At 60.4% G+C, this 17,325-nt stretch carries 13 protein-coding genes and 1 tRNA gene; 4 read left to right on the top strand and 10 right to left on the bottom strand.

Translation table 11 applies throughout. From position 1 onward, the window contains the following. The first annotated feature begins 42 nt into the window (after positions 1-42). Together dgcN and AB2N04_RS05485 are read left to right on the top strand one after the other, a co-directional pair. Entirely contained in the window at positions 43-1,047 is a 1,005-nt protein-coding gene (dgcN, locus tag AB2N04_RS05480) for an N-acetyltransferase DgcN (RefSeq protein ID WP_367717569.1), read from the top strand. Positions 1,048-1,893: 846 nt separating this feature from the next. Then, positions 1,894-1,969 (top strand) — tRNA-Thr (locus tag AB2N04_RS05485). 45 nt (positions 1,970-2,014) lie between these two features. On the opposite strand, the gene AB2N04_RS05490 is transcribed toward AB2N04_RS05485, so the two are convergent. Next, positions 2,015-2,725, bottom strand: a complete 711-nt coding sequence (locus tag AB2N04_RS05490) for an MOSC domain-containing protein (RefSeq protein ID WP_367717571.1) — start codon at positions 2,723-2,725, stop codon at positions 2,015-2,017. Positions 2,726-2,920: 195 nt separating this feature from the next. Between AB2N04_RS05490 and AB2N04_RS05495 the strand changes: the two genes are divergently transcribed. Then, positions 2,921-3,730, top strand: a complete 810-nt coding sequence (locus AB2N04_RS05495) for an IclR family transcriptional regulator (protein ID WP_367717572.1) — start codon at positions 2,921-2,923, stop codon at positions 3,728-3,730. Between the two features lie 7 nt (positions 3,731-3,737). Here the strand turns inward: AB2N04_RS05495 and AB2N04_RS05500 are convergent, their stop codons facing one another. The 5 genes from AB2N04_RS05500 to ilvD all read right to left on the bottom strand — a co-directional run bounded on the left by AB2N04_RS05500 (position 3,738) and on the right by ilvD (position 9,551). Continuing rightward, positions 3,738-4,568: a MarR family transcriptional regulator gene (locus tag AB2N04_RS05500; RefSeq protein WP_367717573.1), complete on the bottom strand. Its 831-nt coding sequence runs from the start codon at positions 4,566-4,568 to the stop codon at positions 3,738-3,740. 232 nt (positions 4,569-4,800) lie between these two features. Next, positions 4,801-6,084, bottom strand: a complete 1,284-nt coding sequence (locus tag AB2N04_RS05505) for a TRAP transporter large permease (RefSeq protein ID WP_367717575.1) — start codon at positions 6,082-6,084, stop codon at positions 4,801-4,803. A 6-nt stretch (positions 6,085-6,090) separates the two neighbouring features. Next, the gene (locus tag AB2N04_RS05510) at positions 6,091-6,636 is read right to left on the bottom strand and encodes a TRAP transporter small permease (RefSeq protein WP_367717577.1); all 546 of its coding nucleotides are present in this window, start codon (positions 6,634-6,636) and stop codon (positions 6,091-6,093) included. A gap of 169 nt (positions 6,637-6,805) precedes the next feature. Then, on the bottom strand, positions 6,806-7,732 hold the full coding sequence (locus tag AB2N04_RS05515; RefSeq protein WP_367718747.1) for a TRAP transporter substrate-binding protein: 927 nt from the start codon (positions 7,730-7,732) through the stop codon (positions 6,806-6,808). Between the two features lie 145 nt (positions 7,733-7,877). Continuing rightward, positions 7,878-9,551 carry a dihydroxy-acid dehydratase gene (gene ilvD / locus AB2N04_RS05520; protein ID WP_367717578.1) on the bottom strand — a complete coding sequence of 558 codons (1,674 nt, stop codon included), beginning with the start codon at positions 9,549-9,551 and terminating at the stop codon, positions 7,878-7,880. Positions 9,552-9,662: 111 nt separating this feature from the next. Here ilvD and AB2N04_RS05525 point away from each other — a divergent pair, with 111 nt between their 5' ends. After that, complete coding sequence (locus tag AB2N04_RS05525) at positions 9,663-10,586, top strand: LysR family transcriptional regulator (protein ID WP_367717579.1); 924 nt, start codon at positions 9,663-9,665, stop codon at positions 10,584-10,586. A gap of 37 nt (positions 10,587-10,623) precedes the next feature. On the opposite strand, the gene AB2N04_RS05530 is transcribed toward AB2N04_RS05525, so the two are convergent. The 4 genes from AB2N04_RS05530 to AB2N04_RS05545 all read right to left on the bottom strand — a co-directional run bounded on the left by AB2N04_RS05530 (position 10,624) and on the right by AB2N04_RS05545 (position 17,304). Further along, a complete protein-coding gene (locus tag AB2N04_RS05530) occupies positions 10,624-12,612 on the bottom strand; it encodes a tyramine oxidase (RefSeq protein ID WP_367717581.1) in 1,989 nt (662 codons plus the stop codon). A 28-nt stretch (positions 12,613-12,640) separates the two neighbouring features. After that, a complete protein-coding gene (locus AB2N04_RS05535) occupies positions 12,641-14,074 on the bottom strand; it encodes an aldehyde dehydrogenase family protein (RefSeq protein ID WP_367717582.1) in 1,434 nt (477 codons plus the stop codon). Positions 14,075-14,156: 82 nt separating this feature from the next. Continuing rightward, complete coding sequence (locus AB2N04_RS05540; RefSeq protein WP_367717583.1) at positions 14,157-15,125, bottom strand: helix-turn-helix domain-containing protein; 969 nt, start codon at positions 15,123-15,125, stop codon at positions 14,157-14,159. Between the two features lie 100 nt (positions 15,126-15,225). Then, positions 15,226-17,304 carry a TRAP transporter permease gene (locus AB2N04_RS05545; RefSeq protein WP_367717584.1) on the bottom strand — a complete coding sequence of 693 codons (2,079 nt, stop codon included), beginning with the start codon at positions 17,302-17,304 and terminating at the stop codon, positions 15,226-15,228. Positions 17,305-17,325: the final 21 nt, after the last annotated feature.

A 17,325-nucleotide genomic window follows, 5' to 3' on the forward strand; every position in this document is an offset into this window, starting at 1 on the left:
CATTGATGAGCCGATAAAACAATCATAAGGGAGCGCCCGCTCATGCTTAAGACGCCCTATCTTCTGTTTCTAGGTGATGCACCTGATGCCCTGACCGCAAAGGTTGCCCAGGGCATCAAAGACTGGCGCCCGGAGTTCTGTGTTGGCCAGTTGCGCCTTGATGGCTGCAAGGCCGATCTTGGCCTGAAGGACATGAGCATTGCCGAGGCCAGGGAAGCCGGTGCGCAGACGCTGGTGGTGGGCGCGGCAAACCGGGGTGGCGTTATCTCACAGAGCTGGATGGCGACACTTGTCGAAGCAGCGGAAGCGGGAATGGACATCGCGTCTGGACTGCACAATCGATTGACAGATCAGCCGGCCCTGGTCGCGGCAGCGGAGAAGGCGGGCACGCAGCTCTTCGATGTTCGTGTCCCGCAGGAAGAATATCCGATCGCGGATGGGAAACGGCGCACGGGCAAACGCTGCCTCGCCGTTGGCACCGATTGCTCTGTTGGAAAAATGTACACCGCGCTGGCGATGGAACGGGAAATGCGCGAGCGTGGCATGAAGGCCACGTTCCGTGCGACTGGCCAGACAGGCATTCTCATCACGGGTTCGGGTGTCCCCCTCGACGCTGTCGTGGCGGATTTCATGGCCGGCTCGATCGAGCACATCACGCCTGACAATGATGCCGATCACTGGGACCTGATTGAGGGACAGGGGAGCCTTTTCCATCCTTCGTTTTCCGGTGTGACCATGGCGCTGATCCACGGTGGACAGGCCGACGCACTGGTGCTTTGCCATGAGCCGACCCGCACACATATGCGCGGTCTGCCGCACTATCAGCTTCCAACGCTGGAAGCCCTGCGCGACCTGGCGCTGGAAACGGCGCGCGTGGTCAACCCCGATGTGAAAGTGGTGGGGATTTCCGTCAACACGGCGGCGCTGAACGAGGCGGAGGCGAAAGCCTGCCTCGACGAGATCGAGACGCGTATGGGTCTGCCGGCTGCCGACCCGTTCCGGCAGGGGGCCGGGCGCCTTGTCGATGCGCTTGAAAGCGTCACCTGAGTCAATCCGTGCAGGCGCATGGCTGCCCGTGAACAGCGAGGCGCCTGCACGCGGAGAAAGACGCCACTCAACCCAAGCCGGCTCACAGGTTGGGCGATTTTCCATCGCAACGCGCGCCGCATGCTACAAACATGGTGCCTGTCTGACATCTCGCGCCATTCAGGTGCCGGTCGAGAAAATGCGGCGCCAGGGGTAATGTGTTCCGCGAGTGAGCTCCGTTGGCGGAGCTGTGCTCCGGAGCGTTTTCTGAGAAGAAAACGTCGTTGATCGCTATGAGTTGCTTTTTTCCATAGTTGATGATGCGCTATGGGGATAAATATAAATATATAAAAATCTATTTTCCGAAATTGTCTCTGGTGCAGTTGATTTTTCTTAGCGCTTCTATCCCCGATCCCCATCCTTTAATTACGATATGATTATACATGTTTATATATGAATTATAGAGAGAGTCAGATCTGACTCTATAAACTCCTTTCTCATACTCGCAGATATATAGGTGTGAAGCAGCGGACGAATTTAGAGCTGTTGCCAGTATCGTTGATATACATATTGCAAAAAACTTCATTTTTAGCTCCGTTTTTTCTCATTATTGCATTGTAAATTTATCAATCAAGTTTTTTTGATTTTCGTCTAAAATGATATGCTTGGGTACACTTTGGGCGACGTTGCGCTGGGTGGAAAAACAAGTTTGCTCCCCGTGGGGAACAGTCGGGTTTTCAGGCGGAAATGTGCTTGCGAAATTTTGTCGGGGCAGGTATGTGCAGCGTGAAAGTGCCTGGCGCGCCTGCGGTGGGACCGCATTGATAAAAATGTGGAGCCCCGGCGTGTTTCTTCCAGGCGAAATGGGCCGCTTTAGCTCAGTTGGTAGAGCATCGCATTCGTAATGCGGAGGTCGTCAGTTCGAGTCTGACAAGCGGCACCACTTTTCTTTTTCAGCGTGAATCCCGGTTTGTTGACCGTTTGGCGGTCAGTGGGGACCGTGGGATTTTCCTTCCAGCCTGCGGTTCCAGTCTTCGACCTTGCCCGAGGAAAGCCGTCTTTGGGCATGGCGTCGCCAGCCTTCGGGCAATTTTTCCAGTGCAGCCATGGCTTCCAGTTCGGCACGATCGAGCGTGTTGACGTAGAGGATCTGCCAAAGCCGCCTGAGCGGCCAATCGGGCAATGGACGTGCGATACGCTGGAGGGTGTCTTCCGGTGAGACTGTTCCAGGTTGGAGCACGCGATAGTACCAGCCCGTGCGGCCGGTCTTCTGTACCCTGTAGGCCATGTCCGGTACGCCGAAGCGGCTGCTGAGCTTCCAGCAGGGCTGGCGTCCCTGCGAGACTTCAACAACGGCCTGGCCAATGCGGAATACATCGCCGATGGCAACATTGCCTTCGTCAAGGCCATGGGTGGAGATGTTCTCGCCAAACGCACCGGGGCGGGCGAGCAGGGCGTGATCTCCGATTTCCTGCGCCCAGGTTTCATAGTGATCACGGGGATAGTGATGGACGGCTTTTTCCGGCCCGCCGTGATTCCGGCGATCTGCCTGATGATCACCGCGAAAACCGTTTTCGCCGAGCCAGAGCGGCTGATCGACCGGTTTTTTGTCTATGCCGCTAGGAGCCTTTCGCTCGCCCAGTAGGGACACCTCTCCGATCAGGACGGCTTCCAGTGGGGTCGTTTTGCCAACGCACACGCGATTTCACTCCTCCTGCGGCATTGAGGGGCCTATCTGTTAGTGTGCCGCCGGTTCAGGCTGAAGGTCCAGTTGAGGCTTGCTCCTGCGCCAGTTCCGGCATAGAGGGGCAGGGCGTTGCCTGTCCGGTGTGGTTGTTGTTACCCTGCCGGTCTATCGGGCGTGGGGATTGGCGGGGTCGTCTGGGAGAGCTGAATGACCATCGCTTCAGAGCGACAAAACCCTGGTTCAAAGACGCCTTCGGTGTCTTCCGCGCTTGCACGGGGCCTCCGTTTGCTTGCCGTGTTCGCCGAGGCGCCCGTTTGGATGAGCAATTCGGAAATCTCTAGGCGCACCGATCTGCCGGCCGCAACTGTGGCACGCCTTACCAAATCGCTGACGGGGATGGGGTTCCTGCATTACAGCAGCAGCCGCCGGCGTTTTCGCCTGGCACCCGGCGTGGTGCGGCTTGGATATGGTTCGCGGAGCGAAACGCGCATCCTCGATTCGATCCGGCCGCATCTGCAGCACCTGGCCGATCACTTTCGGGTTCATGCGGGGCTGGCAGTTCTCGATGAGACCGAAGCTCTGTATCTTGAGGTCTGCCACAGCAAAGCCACCATGGTGACCTTGAGACTGGAGGCGGGATCAAAGCTGCCGCTTGCCGGCACACCGGTGGGTCATGCTCTGTTGTGGTGTCTCGACCGTGAGCGCCGTGCTGAACTCACGCGGGAACTTGCGCGATCCCATGGCCCCGACTGGGAAACGCTCGCGCCCGTGTTGGAGGCCGGATTGTCGAAGCTGGATACGCATGGCTACACCACCTCTTCAGCGGGGTGGCATCCGGATGTCCTGGGTGTCGCGGTGCCGCTCCAGCCCACCGAGCAGGCAGGGGCGATGGCGCTCAGCTGTGGCGTCGCACGCGGCCATATGCAGGCCTCCGAACTGGAGACCCTCGGAGCTGAACTGTTGCGATTTGCACAGATGGTTTCGCTCAGGCACCAAGGTGAAGAAACGGCGCCATGACGGACTGTCATGCGTCTTCGAGGTAGACCAGTCCTGCATCCGCGCATTTGCGCTGAATGATTTCCACACTGGCGAGAAGATCTCTGGCTAAGCCTTGGGGCGCGCTTTCGCGGGGGAGTACGATCTCTACCGCCATGACCGTGTTGTTGAGCTGCAGGGGCGCGCCCAGCCGGAGAAGCTCATTCATGGGCAGTTCAAGCCGGAAACAGCCATGCTCCCGGAAATGGCGGAAGCTGGCTTCCAGCCTTTCCATATCCAGGGAACCATGCTCTGATTCAAGATCTTCGGCTTCCAATTCAGCGCGTGCGGTGAGCAGCAGTGCATGTCCGGCCGCCGTCTCGGCGAGAGGACAGGCACTGCCAGCGCGCAACGGGGGCGGTGTTGACCGCTTCAGGCCATTGCAGACCAGGAGGAACAGCGCTTTCCGATCATGTGTTACCGCCAGTGCGGTGGTCGCATGATGCCGGTCCGCAAGTGCCTTCAGCACCGGGCGGGCGATGCCGTGAAGAGGACTGTCGCTAAGAAACTTTTCGGAAAGGGTGCCGGCGATCCTGCCGGGCTGGAAGCGATCTGCAAAACGCGAACGCTCGACAAAGCCATGCAATTCCAGGGTCTTCAGAAGCTTTGCGGTTGTCTCCCCTCTCATCGAGAGGCGTTGTGCCAGCTCCTCGGCGTTCATGGGACCTTCCACGGACAAAATCCGAACCAGTTCCAGGCCGTTGTATAAGGCTACCGTACTGCTGTTTCCGTCTGCCGCTTGTTTCTTCACAGATTGCATTGCCAGTGAAAACTGGCTTCCCCTGGAAACGTGTGTGCTTCTGTTTGAGTGTACATACATATGTATCTAGCGCATCTGAAGATAAACGACTAGGCGTCAGGCAATCATGGCGTGCCCCAAAAGCGCCTGGCGCATAGGTTCGCCCGTGGCGGGTTGCCAACCAGCAAGATGGACGCTGCAAGAAAATCTGGCGCGCGGGAGCGGCGGGTTTATGACCGTTTTATGGATACCACGCGGCGGTTCGGCAGCGCTGCTGAAAGCAGACGCGCTGGCACTGCGAACGAACCGGTGATCAATAGCCGCCGAGGCGTGGCAACCATGTGGACAGCGCCGGAATGAAGGTCAGCGACAAAAGCACCACCAGGTGCACGACCAGAAACGGCGGCATCTCGCGGATCATGTCGCTGACCCGGATCTTGACGGCCGATGAGACGACGAAAAGGAGCGCCCCAACGGGCGGTGTCAGAAGTCCGATGGTGAGATTGACAATCACCACGATGGCGAAGTGGATCGGGTCGATGCCAAGCGAATAGGCAATGGGGCCAAGTATGGGAACGAGGATCATGACGCCCGGCAGAGGGTCCATGAACAGGCCGAAGGCGAGCAGAAGGACGTTGACTGCGAGCAGGAACAGGACCGGGCTCAATTCCCACGCCACGATGGTGGAGGCAATGGCCTGCGGGATGCCTTCGATGATGATGATCCAGGCGAATGCGCGGGCCGCGGCGAGGATAAGGAGAATGGCTACGGTGACCAGAGCCGAGCGAAAAAGCACCTCCGGCAAATCCCGTATTCTCAGCGAGCGATAGACGAACATGCCGCACAAAAGTGCATAGAATACAGCGACGACCGATGCTTCGGTGGGCGTGAACAGACCGCTGCGGATGCCGCCGATGATGAGCACGATGAGGAAAATCGCAGGCAATGCCTGAAAGCTGGTGCGCATCATCTCGCGCAGGGAGGGGCGCGGCGTGCTGCTTTTGAAGCCGCGCTTGCGACAGACGAACCAGTTGGTCGCGGCCATGGAAAGCGAGATCAGAATGCCTGGAATGATGCCAGCCATGAACAGGGCAATGACGGAGACGTTGTCATCCTGCATGGCGTACAGGATCATGATAATCGATGGCGGTATGATCGGACCGACGACCGAGGCGGATGCGGTCAGCGCGCTGGCGTAGGATTTGTCGTAGCCGTCTTTCTCCATCATGCGGATCATCATGGCGCCGGGACCCGCGGCGTCGGCGAGTGCAGAGCCTGAAATTCCGGCGAACATGGTGGAGGAGACGACATTGGCATAGCCGAGGCCGCCGCGGAAATGGCCGACGAACTGAGAGGCGAAGCGCAGCAGGATCTGTGTCATTGCGCCGCTCGACATCAGTTCGGCTGCCAGGATGAAGAACGGCACCGCCATGAGCGGGAAACTGTCGAGGCCGGAGAACATCTCCTTTACGATGACAATCTGCGGATAGGTGCTGCCAAGGCTGATTGCTGCCCACACGGCAAGCGCAAGCGAGAAGGCCACCGGCATGCCGATGACGAGAAGCAGGAAGAAAGAGGCAAAGAGGATCAGTGCCACGGCTGTCTAGTCCTGTCTGGCCACGAGATCGGGGGACCCGGTCCGTGCCTGCATGGTGGATGGCGCGTCTGTCTCGATTTCCGCGAAGCGATTGTCCAGGACAAAGGAGCGCGCAATCAGGAGAAGGTGCACGATGAGCAGGCCAAAGCCTATCGGCATGGCCGCATAGATGTAGCTGAAGGAAATGCGGGTTGCCGGTGTCAGCTGGAACCGGGCGCGATCCATGTAGTTCATGCCCATCCAGATCATGATCGAGAAGAAGGCCAGGAGCAGGAGGAGAATGAGGATCCTGACGGTGCGCTGGCCGTTCTGCCCGAGCATTTCCTGAAAATTGCCGACAGCGACGTGGCCCCCTGTGCGCAGCGCCAGTCCTGCTCCGAGGAAGGTCATCCAGATCATAAGGTAGCGGGCCACTTCCTCCGACCAGGTGATGGAGAAGTTTGTAAGGTAGCGGAGCGACACATTGGCAAAGACGATCACTGCCATGGCGCCAAGCAGCAAGATCAGAGCCCATTTGTTGAGAGCTACGAAATATCGCTCGAATGTTCTCACTGATCCTCCCCGGCGGGGCCTCCCAAGCCGCGCAATCCCTGCCAGCTTCCTGTTTAGACCAATATGGCGAAGGGTGGGAACCGGCCGCTGGTGAAAAAATGGCTGAGAAACAATGTTCGGGCGGCGACGGTTGTGCCCGCCACCACCCGGACAGCCCTGTTCAGAGTGTTTATTCGGTCGCGATGATCTGGTCGATCAGCGCCTTGTCGTACTGCTCGTAGTATTTTTCATAGGCTGGCTGAACGGCCTGCTGGAATGCGGCTTTCTGATCGGCGGTGAGTTCACCGATTTCCATGCCTTCTTCCCTGAGCTGCTTGACACCGGAACTCTCGACATTGTCGACATAGGCACGCATGGCTTTCACGGCTTCTGTCGCGCCTTCCTCGAATGCCTTCTTGTCTTCATCCGACATGCCCTCCCAAAGCTGGCGGGAGACGAGAAGCATTGCCGGCGAGTAGACGTGACCGGAGAGCGTCAGATATTTCTGAACCTCAGAGAGTTTCGCCGAGGTGATGACGGAAAGTGGATTCTCCTGACCATCGATCGTGCCCTGCTGCAGCGATGAGATGACTTCCGGCCATGCCATCGGTGTGGGCGCGGCACCCAGCGTTTCGAACGCGGTGATGTGAATGGGGTTTTCCATCGTGCGCAGTTTGAGGCCGGAGACGTCTTCCGGCTTGCCGATGGTGTTGCGGTTGTTGGTGATATGGCGGAAACCCTGCTCACCCCAGGCAAGTGCAACGAGGCCGACATCATCGAACTTTGCGAGGATGTCCTGGCCGATCTCGCCATCGAGAACGTTGCGTGCGTGGGCAAGATCACGGAATAGGAAGGGGATGTCGAAAACACCGGTCTCGGGCACGAAGTTGCTGAGTGTCCCGGAGGAAACGATCGTAGCCTCGATCGTGCCAATCTGCAGACCTTCGATGACTTCGCGTTCACCGCCGAGACCGGAGGAGGGGAAGTGGCGGAATGAATAGCGGCGGTCGGTCTTTGCTTCCACGACTTCCTGCCACTTGTCGGCAGCGACACCGTAGTGCGAAGTTGGCGCAAGCGCGTATCCGAGCTTGATCTCCTGCTGGGGCCTGTGCGGCAGGGCCGCTGGCGAGAATGCCGAGTGCGGTCACAAGAGCCGCGAGCGGCCCTGCAAGTCTTGCAGAATGTTTCATGTCTCTCTCCCTTTGCAAAATTTCGTTGCGATTCAGGTCTCCCATTCGCTGAAAGGCTGTGGCCTATCCCTGCTATTCAGTCAATGCACCCCGGCTTGCGGGTGCGGCAAGTTTTGAGAACTTGGCCAGAATGCCATTGCGATAGCGTGGCGGGGGTTTGCGCCAGGCTTCGCGTCGCCTTTCAAGCTCCTCCTCCTCGACATTCAGCTGCAGGAGCTGACGGGTGGCGTCGATGGTGATGGAATCGCCTTCCTGCACCAGTGCGATTGTCCCGCCTTCGTGGGCTTCCGGGGTGACATGCCCGACGAGAAGGCCCCAGGACCCGCCGGAGAAGCGGCCGTCGGTGATGAGCCCCACCTTCTCGCCGAGCCCGCGCCCGATGAGGGCGGAGCTGGGTGCGAGCATTTCAGGCATGCCGGGGCCCCCTTTCGGCCCGAGATATCGCAACACCATCACGTCGCCCGGGCGGATCGTGTCGGACAGGATGGCGTCCATGGCCGATTGCTCGTCTTCAAACACACGGGCAGGGCCGGTGATGCTGGCCGATTTGAGACCGGTGATCTTGGCGACCGCACCATCTTCGGCGAGGTTGCCTTTCAGGATCGCCAGATGGCCCGTGGCATAGAGCGGTGCCTCGATGGGGCGAATGACATCCTGATTCGGCGATGGGGCTTCGGGGATGTCTTTCAGTTCTTCTTCGAGGCTACGCCCGGTGATCGTCAGGCAATGGCCATTGAGAAGGCCGTGCTCAAGGAGAATCTTCAACACCTGTGGCACTCCGCCCGCGCGATGAAGATCGACAGCCATGTATCGGCCGGATGGTTTGAGATCGCACAGAACCGGGACCCTGCGTCGGATGCGCTCGAAATCGTCGAGTGTCCATTCGACTTCTGCGGCGCGACAGATCGCAAGATAGTGCAACACGGCGTTCGTGGATCCGCCCGTTGCCATGACAAGCGCGATTGCGTTTTCCACGCTTTTGCGGGTGATGATGTCGCGGGGTCTGCGGCCTGCGCGTACGGCATCAAGCAGGACATGGGCCGAGCGGGCTGCCGAGAGGCGCTTTTCTTCATGGACATTGGCCATGGTGGACGAGCCGAGGAGCGACATGCCGAGCGCCTCGAATGAGGAGCTCATCGTATTTGCCGTGTACATGCCACCACAGGCTCCGGTGCCGGGGATGGCGTTTTTTTCGATGGCTTCGAATTCTTCGCGGGTGATTTTACCTGCCTTGAGTGCGCCGACGGCTTCGAAGGCAGAAACGAGATTGAGGTCACGGCCATTCAGGCGGCCGGGCAGGATCGTGCCGCCATACACATAGATGGCCGGCACATTGGCACGGGCAATGCCGATCATGCCGCCGGGCTTGTTCTTGTCGCAGCCGCCGATGACGAGAACGCCATCCATCCACTGTCCCTGAACGGTTGTTTCCACGCAATCGGCAATCACTTCGCGTGAAACCAGTGAGTATTTCATGCCTTCGGTGCCCATGGACATGCCATCCGAAATGGTGGGCACACCGAATGTCTGCGGGTTGCCGCCGGCTTCGCGCACGGCTTCCACGGCCGCGTCTGCAAGGGGCTGCAGGCCGGCATTGCAGGGTGTGATGGTGGAGTGGCCGTTGGCAATGCCGATCATGGGGCGGGCAAAGTCTTCCTCCCGATAGCCCAGCGCGTAATACATCGCCCGATTGGGCGAGCGCTCGATGCCCTGCGTGATGGTTTTCGACCGGTTGTTCGCTGCCATGCTCTCTCCCTGGGTGGCTCACACCGCTGAGAAACTAGGCTAGGGAGTGTTTGCTGATATGAGAAATATATTTATAATATTGAATTGATTGTTTTTTGATATGGGTTGCCGATGGATCTCCGCCAAATCCGGCATTTCGTTGCGGTGGCCGAGGAGTTGCATTTCGGCCGTGCGGCCGAGCGTCTGGGCATGACTCAGCCGCCACTCAGCCAGAGCATAAAGGCGCTTGAGGCGGAACTCGGATTGCCACTGTTCGAGCGAACACGGCGCAGTGTGAGCCTGACTGCGGTCGGCCGGGACTGGCTGCCGCATGCACGGCGGGTTCTGCAAGAAGCAGGCGCCCTGCCACAGGTGGCGCGGCGGCTTTCGCGTGGTGAGGTTGGCCGGGTGCGCCTTTCCTTCATCAGCTTTGTGAGTTTCAGCTTCCTGCCAGCCCTTGTTCGCCGTTTCAAGGAACGTTTTCCCGAGGTGGAACTGGTGCTCAGCGAGGCGACGAGCGACGTGCAGATTGCCGAATTGCTGGATGGCGCACTCGATGCGGGTATCATCATTGCACCGCCGCGCGGCGCCCTGCATTCACCCCTGCGCTATCGGCCCGTGGAGACGGACAAGCTTGTGGTGGCGGTGCCGGAGGAATGGGTAATTTCGGGTCGGGTCTCGCCGCATGGCGGCAAGCTCGATTTCGACGCCCTGCGGGATCTGCCGGTCATCCTCTTTCCGAGGCAGAGCGCGCCGGTGCTGCACGATCTTGTGACGCGCTATTACGCCGAACGCGATGCAATGCCTGTTGCGGGCCAGCAGGCGGTGCAGATGCAGACGATCATAAATCTGGTTTCCGCTGGGCTCGGCATTGCATTTGTGCCAAGCACGATGCGGCGGCTGATCCGACCGGGTGTCGTGTACTTTCGGCTGGCGGAACAGCAGCCCGAGATCGAGATCGGTTTTGCATGGCGTAGTTCCGGTGCCAGCGCCGCCTTGAAGCATCTCGCCGACAGTGTGGATGAGATGTTTCCGCACTTCCCGGCATCGGGTTGACGGAGGCGGGCCACCCGCCTCCGTCCCCGGGGACGGACTATTCTTCCGGCATCCGCACGGTGAGCGCGGGATTGTGCGGGAAGAAGTTGTAAGGCTTCAGTGTGAAGCCCTTCCACATGGTCGACATGACCGGCCAGTCTTCCATCTGCGGCACGTGGTGGAAGCCCATCGTGTACCAGGTGACAATGTCGGTGTTGTCGATGCTGCGGTCCTGCTTCACCCATTCGGCCAGCGTGTCCGTGCCGTCGCTCTGGAATGCGTACTCGCCGCCGGCATAGCGCTCATCGACCGCATAGGGCGTGGTCCAGAACGTGTAGTCGATATAGGCGTTGCGCTTGGCGGGCATGTCGTTTTCGGTGTCGAGCGGGCTGTAGGCGACGCTGTTCTGCGGCATGATCATGTAGCCCGGCACGTGGCCGACGCCGACTTTCCGGCCCATGTTCATGATATGGTACATGGCCGGCGTCGCCGGATTGACCCGGTAGCGCGCGTTCATCTCCGTCTTGGGCATCTCTGCCTTTGCCACCCACATGGACCGACGGGGCAGGTCGTCTGCGACCTCGCCTTTCACAAGGCCGGTGCGCATGAAGACATTGTCCTGGCCATCAATGTCGAAATCGAGCCGGAAGTTGAAGAAGTGGTCGTGGTTCGGCGCGATCAAATTTGGCATGATCAGCGTCCCGTAGCGGGTTTCCTGCTCCGCCGTGGCGTCGGCCATGGAAGTGGAGGCGGCGCCCTTCACCGCGTCGAGGCCCGTTGCACCGACCATCACGCGGATGCGGCCATTCTGCTCGAACACATAGTCGATGAGATAGTCGTAATTGCCGACCTGCGAGGCGGAGCGCACCACGAGCTCGTTCGCCGGGCGACCCTCAGCCGGCACGGCCTGATCCTCGCTCTGGGCGAAGATTTCGTAGTGCCGCCATGCGGGGTCGCCGATGTTGCGCTCGAAGATGCAGAGCGCATCGGGGATCTCGATCGGATTGCCCAGATCGTCATGGACGGTGGCGGGCAGGAAGCGGGCGTATGAGGGGCAGTCGACGCCTGCGCGCAGCGGGCTTAAGAAGATGCCAAAACCATATTCGCCGCTGTCCATATAGGTGCGCCAGTACCAGCCCTTGTCCGGGTCCATATAAGGCACGAACACTTCCGACAGATGGGCCTGATAGAGCACCGAACGCCATTCGTCGCGGTCATTCACCTCGATGTTGGAGAGAACGACGCCGGGGCGCTTGTCGACGCGCCAGCGGAACCGCCACATGTCCCAGTTCACCATGCTGCCATCGATGGTGAAGTTGGGCTCGCCTTCCTGTCGCAGCGTGGCGGGGTTGCTTTCGGGACGCAGCGCACCGGTGCGCGCTTCGACCTCTTCCTCTGTGTAGCCCCAGGGGTCCTCCGGCACGGGGACGACGCCGGTGTCGATAACTTCCACCACGGATTTGCCGGCGAGATCGACCACGGCATAGAGACCTTCAATGGGCTTGGCGTAGAAGTTGGAGCCGGTCGGATTGACGTAGCAGGGCACCTTCATGAGGCGCTGGCCGGCTTCCGCCTCGATGTCGAAGGAACCGGCAGTCAGCGGCAGGCAGAAGACATCATCCGGCTTGAGCTCGCGCTTTGCCAGCGCTGCCACGAAGTTTTCGTCGGAGAGCGCCAGATCCATGGCACCGATGAACTCTTCAAGCAGCACCATATGCTGGCCGCCAATGGGGCCGAAATTCTCGATCTCTCCGGAAACCAGATCGACCTCGGCCTTGTAGGTGTCGTCGCCGGAAATCACATGCACGGTGGCGGCGCGGGGGCCTTCATCGCCTTCTTTCCAGGCGAGAACCTCGGCCTTCTCTGGCTCTTTCAGCTCGATCAGTGGAAAGCGGGCTTCGTCGGAAATCCGCTCATCGGACTTCATGATCGTGACGATTTCAGCGATCTCGTCTTTGGAGAGACCGTCCAGCGGATGTGCGAGTGCGCCACTGCATAAGGCGGTGAGCGCAAGGGCTGCGCATGTGGTCGATAAGTGTCTTCTCATGTTATCTGCTCCTCCTAGGTCCCGGTTTTCACATGATGATGGTCTGGCCGACCGTATTTTCCATCAGCCCCGCCTCGGCGAACTGTACGCCGACCCCTGATTGCTTGATGCCGCCAAAGGGGGCGTTGGGCTGGATCATGCCGTGCTTGTTGATCCATGCGGTGCCGCATTCGAGCTGCAGCGCCAGCGCCTTCGCGCGTTCGGTGTCCTGCGACCAGATCGAACCGCCAAGTCCATTCGGGTTGTCATTGGCGCGGGCGATCACCGCCTCGACATCCGTGTACCGGATGATCGGCAGGACGGGACCGAACTGCTCCTCATCGACGAGGCGCATGCCGTGCTCGGCATCGGCGACGATGGTCGCGGGGTAGAAGTAGCCGGGCCCGCCGGACGGCGCACCGCCGGTGAGGATGCGGGCGCCTTGTGCTTTCGCTTCTTCGACCAGCTCCTTCACGCGCTCGAACTGCATTGCGTTCTGGACGGGGCCGAGAGCGACACCCTCCTGCCGCCCGTCGCCCATGGGGATGGCCTCGGCGAGGGCTGCAAGCGCATCGCACACCGCATCATAAATGCTCTCATGCACATAGAGCCGCTTGATGCAGGCGCAGGTCTGTCCGTTGTTCAGGAATGCTCCCCAGAAGAGCCCTTCGGCTATCGCCTGCGGATCGACATCGGGCAGCACGATTGCCGCGTCATTGCCGCCCAGCTCAAGGGTGAGGCGCTTCACGGTTTCGGCGGCGGAGGCCATGATTTTGCGGCCGGTTCCGGTGGAGCCGGTGAACACCATCTTGTCAATGCCGGGATGGGCGGACATGGCCGCGCCGATTTCATCTGCGCCGCAGACGATGTTGACCACGCCGGCCGGTAAGACCTGATTGATGAGCTCGACGAAACGGATCGTGGCAAGCGGCGTGTTGGGCGAGGGCTTGATGACCACGCAATTGCCGGCGCGCACGGCGGGAATGATGTGCCAGGCGGCAATGAGCACCGGGAAGTTCCACGGGGTGATGGAGCCGACCACGCCGATGGGCTTGCGGTGCACTTCCACGCGGCCCTCATTGTTGTCCTGCAGGACGGAGACGGGCAGAGCGAGGCCGGCGGTGTGGCGGGTCCACGCGGCGGCGGCGCCGATTTCCCACTGCGAACCGAAACCGCCAATGGGCTTGCCCTGCTCGGCGGTCAGCAGCGGGGCAAGTTCGGGAATGGTCTGCTCGATGAGGTCAGCGATCTTCAGACAGGCGGCCTTGCGCTTTTCATCGCTGGTTGCAGCCCATCCGGGAAAGGCAGCGCGCGCGGCTTTGACGGCATCGTCCAAGTCGGAGCGGGTGCCGAGCGGCATATGGCCGGCAGGTGCGCCGGTTGCCGGATCGAGCACCGGTTGTGTCTCACTGGCTGGCGCTTTGTGCCCATTGATGATGTTGTGAAACGGATCGCTGTTCGCTGCTACTGCGGTATCGGCCATGTTCTTCCTCCTCCCGATCGCGCCGCTTTCCGGGCGGCATCAATCGGTCATAGTGGAGGCGCATCAGACCAAAGGTCTTGGACTATTGCGTCAGGTCTTTGGCCGATGACGTCGCTGCATGAAGACGGTATTCGCCGGGTGGGACCTTGAAACGCGCCCGGAACTGCCGGTTGAAATAGGACAGGTCGTTGAAGCCGGCATCGAATGCAATACTAGAGATCCGCTCCGACGTTCCCGCGCATTTCTGGCCCATAAGCCGTTCGCAGACATAATCGAGCCGTGTGCCGATCAGGCAATCCGACAATGAGGAGCCAGCAGCCTGAAACCGGCGCTGCAGGGCGCGCAGGCTCACCCCCATCGCCGATGCGACGCTCGCCGGGGTGCATTCGGGATCGCGGAAGCGCTGGCGGATATAGGCGCGCGCCTTGGCGACAAGCAGCTCATCGCTGGTGCCAGCCGACGGAAGGCTGCCGGCTTCAAGCCCGCAAAGATAGGCTCCCATCAGATTGAAGAAGGCCTCGCCTATGAAATGCTGCTGAGCGGCGGCATCTTCCGCATTCACCAGGCGGTCGATGGTGGCGCGTAAGGCCATGCCGATCTCGGTGGAGCCGGGGATCGGGCAGCCGCCGAGCGCTGCCGTGCCAAAGCGGTGGGCGAACTCGGAGCGGTTCAGATGGACGGAGTATTGCAGGCTGCCGCTATCGCCATAAAGAAAGCGGGAAGGATAGGCCGAATCGATCATGATGAAATCGCCTGGTGCGAGACGCACATCGGCATCACCCTGTCGCATGACCGAATGCCCCGACTTTTGCAGGACGAGAAACAGATGCTCGGCGGAATCCTGACGAATGCAGCGCCAGTCCCGGTTGATGCGCGCAGCGCTGTTGCGCACCACCGCCACTGCCAGCGCCTGACGCTGTTTCAGTGTGATGATGCCGCGCATGTCGCGTGCGCCATCCGGCGGCGACACCAGAAACTGGCCGCAAACATTGCGCACACCAGCCTGGAAGGCATCGAGCGATGCCAGGCTGTTTGTCTTGTCAGACGGCATAAGTCTCCTCCCGCCCTGTTCTGCTCTCCATGCAGGCAAGGGCGGGGGGAAGCGTAATCAGCTTTCACCGGCTCGGCAAGCCGGGCGCGTGTCTCCGCTCTCAGGAGCCGGAGGGGCTTGCCTCTCTGCGGCTGATCATCTGTCTTACGAACACCGGAAGTACGATGACGGCGCCAGCCAGCGTCGCGTAGAGGTCGGGCGCGACAAAGAGGATCGCAGCAAGGGCAAGAAGCAGCCGCTCATAGACGCGCAGCGGCGCAAAGAGCCAGCTTGAGAATGCTGCCGAAAGCATCCAAATGCCCAGCATCGCGCCAATCGTTGCCACGAAGAACTCGCTCCAGGTGAAGCTGTCGGTGACAAGCAGCATGGAGGGCGAGAAGACGAAGACGAAGGGCACCAGTGCCTTGCCCATGCCCAGCCGGAAGGCGGTGTTGCCGGCCTTGAAGGCGTTGGCGCCGGCAATGCCGGCTGCGGCGTATGCCGCCAGGGCAACGGGCGGAGTGATGTCTGCCAGAACTCCGAAATAGAACACGAAGAAGTGGGCCACGATTGGCTCGACCCCGAGCAGGTTCAGAATGGGGGCGGCAACCGCGATCATGATCAGGTAGTTGGCCGTGGTGGGAATGCCGCAGCCCATCAAAACGCAGACCATTGCCGTCATGATGAGGGTGAAAAGCAGGGTCAGCGTGGCGACGCTGAAGAGCTCGAAGGGCAGGAAGGCGAGGCCGTCTGCCACACTCTGCGCCCAGCCGGCGGCCACGGATGTGACCATATAGGCGATCTTGAAGCCGACGCCGGTAAGCGTGACGACACCGATGATGACACCGACAAGGGCTGCAGCGGCGGTGACCGAAAGCGAGTATTTCGCGCCGACAACGAAACCCTCCCAGGTCTCGCGGATGCTTTCCATGACTGCGGTCTTGATATCGTGACGCAGAAAATTCTGGATGACCAGCACGAGCAGGCACGCCGTGATGCCCCAGAAGGCGGCGAGATAGGGCGTCTTGCCCGACAAGAGGATGGCTATCAGGACGAACAGTGGCAGCGTGGTGAGCCAGCCGGCCTTGAAGACGGTCCACGCGACGGGCAGTTCGTCTTTGGTGAGACCGCGCAGGCCGCGGCGGCGCGCTTCCAGGTGCACCTGCACCAGAACGCCGAAGAAATGCATGAAGGCAGGCACCAGCGCGGCGGTGAGAATGGTGGTGAGCGGAACGCCCAGATATTCGATCATCAGGAAGGCGACCGCGCCCATGACGGGCGGCGTGATCTGACCGCCGGTGGAGCTTGCGGCCTCGACGGCTGCCGCGAAATGGCGCGGATAGCCGATGCGGATCATCGCCGGGATGGTGAGCGAGCCGGTTGTCACCGTGTTGGCGATGGAAGAACCGGAGATCGAGCCGAGCATCGCGGAGGAGAGCACGGATACTTTGGCGGGCCCGCCTGAATAGCGCCCGGCCAGAGCCGAAGCGAGATCGATGAAGAGCTGCCCCAGGCCGATGCGGGTGGCAAGAACGCCGAACAGCACGAAGTGGAACACATAGGTCGAGATGACGCCGAGCGCCGTGCCGTAAATGCCCTGGCTGGTCAGGTATAGATGGTTGACGATGTTGTCCCAGCTGGCACCCGGATGGGCGAGAATTCCGGGCATCGACTGGCCGAAATAGGCATAGGCGATGAACAGAAGGGCAATGACGGGCAGCGGCCAGCCCATGGCGCGCCGCGTCGCTTCAAGCAGCACCGCGATCAGCACCGTTCCCATGATGACATCGATGGGCAATGGATCGCCGACGCGGAAGGCGAGCTCGTTGAAAATCCACGGAACATAGAGTGCCGAAACGGCACCGGCGATTGCGAACACCCAATCCTGGACAGGCATGCCAAGCGGATAGAGCAATCCGCGGCGGGGTTCGCGCGGCTGGTGCCATGCGGCGAAGAAGACGAAGATCAGGGCGAGGGTGAAGGCCAGGTGCAGGCCGCGATGAGTGGTGGCCTGCGGGATGCCATATCCCGATGTGTAATAGTGATAGCAGGAGAGGATGAACAGGGCGCCGCCGGCGATCCAGCTGAGCAGGGACGGCAATGGTCTGAAGCGGACTTCGGAATCGAACTGCTCTTCAAGCGCCTTCATTTCCTCTTCGGTCAGCGCTTCGGCGCGATCGGTTTCAGGTGTCTGGGCCATCCTGCAAAGCCTCTCTGGAGA

Source organism: Nitratireductor sp. GISD-1A_MAKvit (assembly GCF_040819555.1).
Classification (GTDB): domain Bacteria; phylum Pseudomonadota; class Alphaproteobacteria; order Rhizobiales; family Rhizobiaceae; genus Nitratireductor.

Bases quoted from the DNA above. Each gene is read 5' to 3' on its own strand.
- dgcN (WP_367717569.1), top strand. From the start codon at position 43: ATGCTTAAGACGCCCTATCTTCTGTTTCTAGGTGATGCACCTGATGCC.
- AB2N04_RS05495 (WP_367717572.1), top strand. From the start codon at position 2,921: ATGACCATCGCTTCAGAGCGACAAAACCCTGGTTCAAAGACGCCTTCG.
- AB2N04_RS05500 (WP_367717573.1), bottom strand. From the start codon at position 4,568: ATGTATGTACACTCAAACAGAAGCACACACGTTTCCAGGGGAAGCCAG.
- ilvD (WP_367717578.1), bottom strand. From the start codon at position 9,551: ATGGCAGCGAACAACCGGTCGAAAACCATCACGCAGGGCATCGAGCGC.
- AB2N04_RS05525 (WP_367717579.1), top strand. From the start codon at position 9,663: ATGGATCTCCGCCAAATCCGGCATTTCGTTGCGGTGGCCGAGGAGTTG.
- AB2N04_RS05530 (WP_367717581.1), bottom strand. From the start codon at position 12,612: ATGAGAAGACACTTATCGACCACATGCGCAGCCCTTGCGCTCACCGCC.
- AB2N04_RS05535 (WP_367717582.1), bottom strand. From the start codon at position 14,074: ATGGCCGATACCGCAGTAGCAGCGAACAGCGATCCGTTTCACAACATC.
- AB2N04_RS05540 (WP_367717583.1), bottom strand. From the start codon at position 15,125: ATGCCGTCTGACAAGACAAACAGCCTGGCATCGCTCGATGCCTTCCAG.
- AB2N04_RS05545 (WP_367717584.1), bottom strand. From the start codon at position 17,304: ATGGCCCAGACACCTGAAACCGATCGCGCCGAAGCGCTGACCGAAGAG.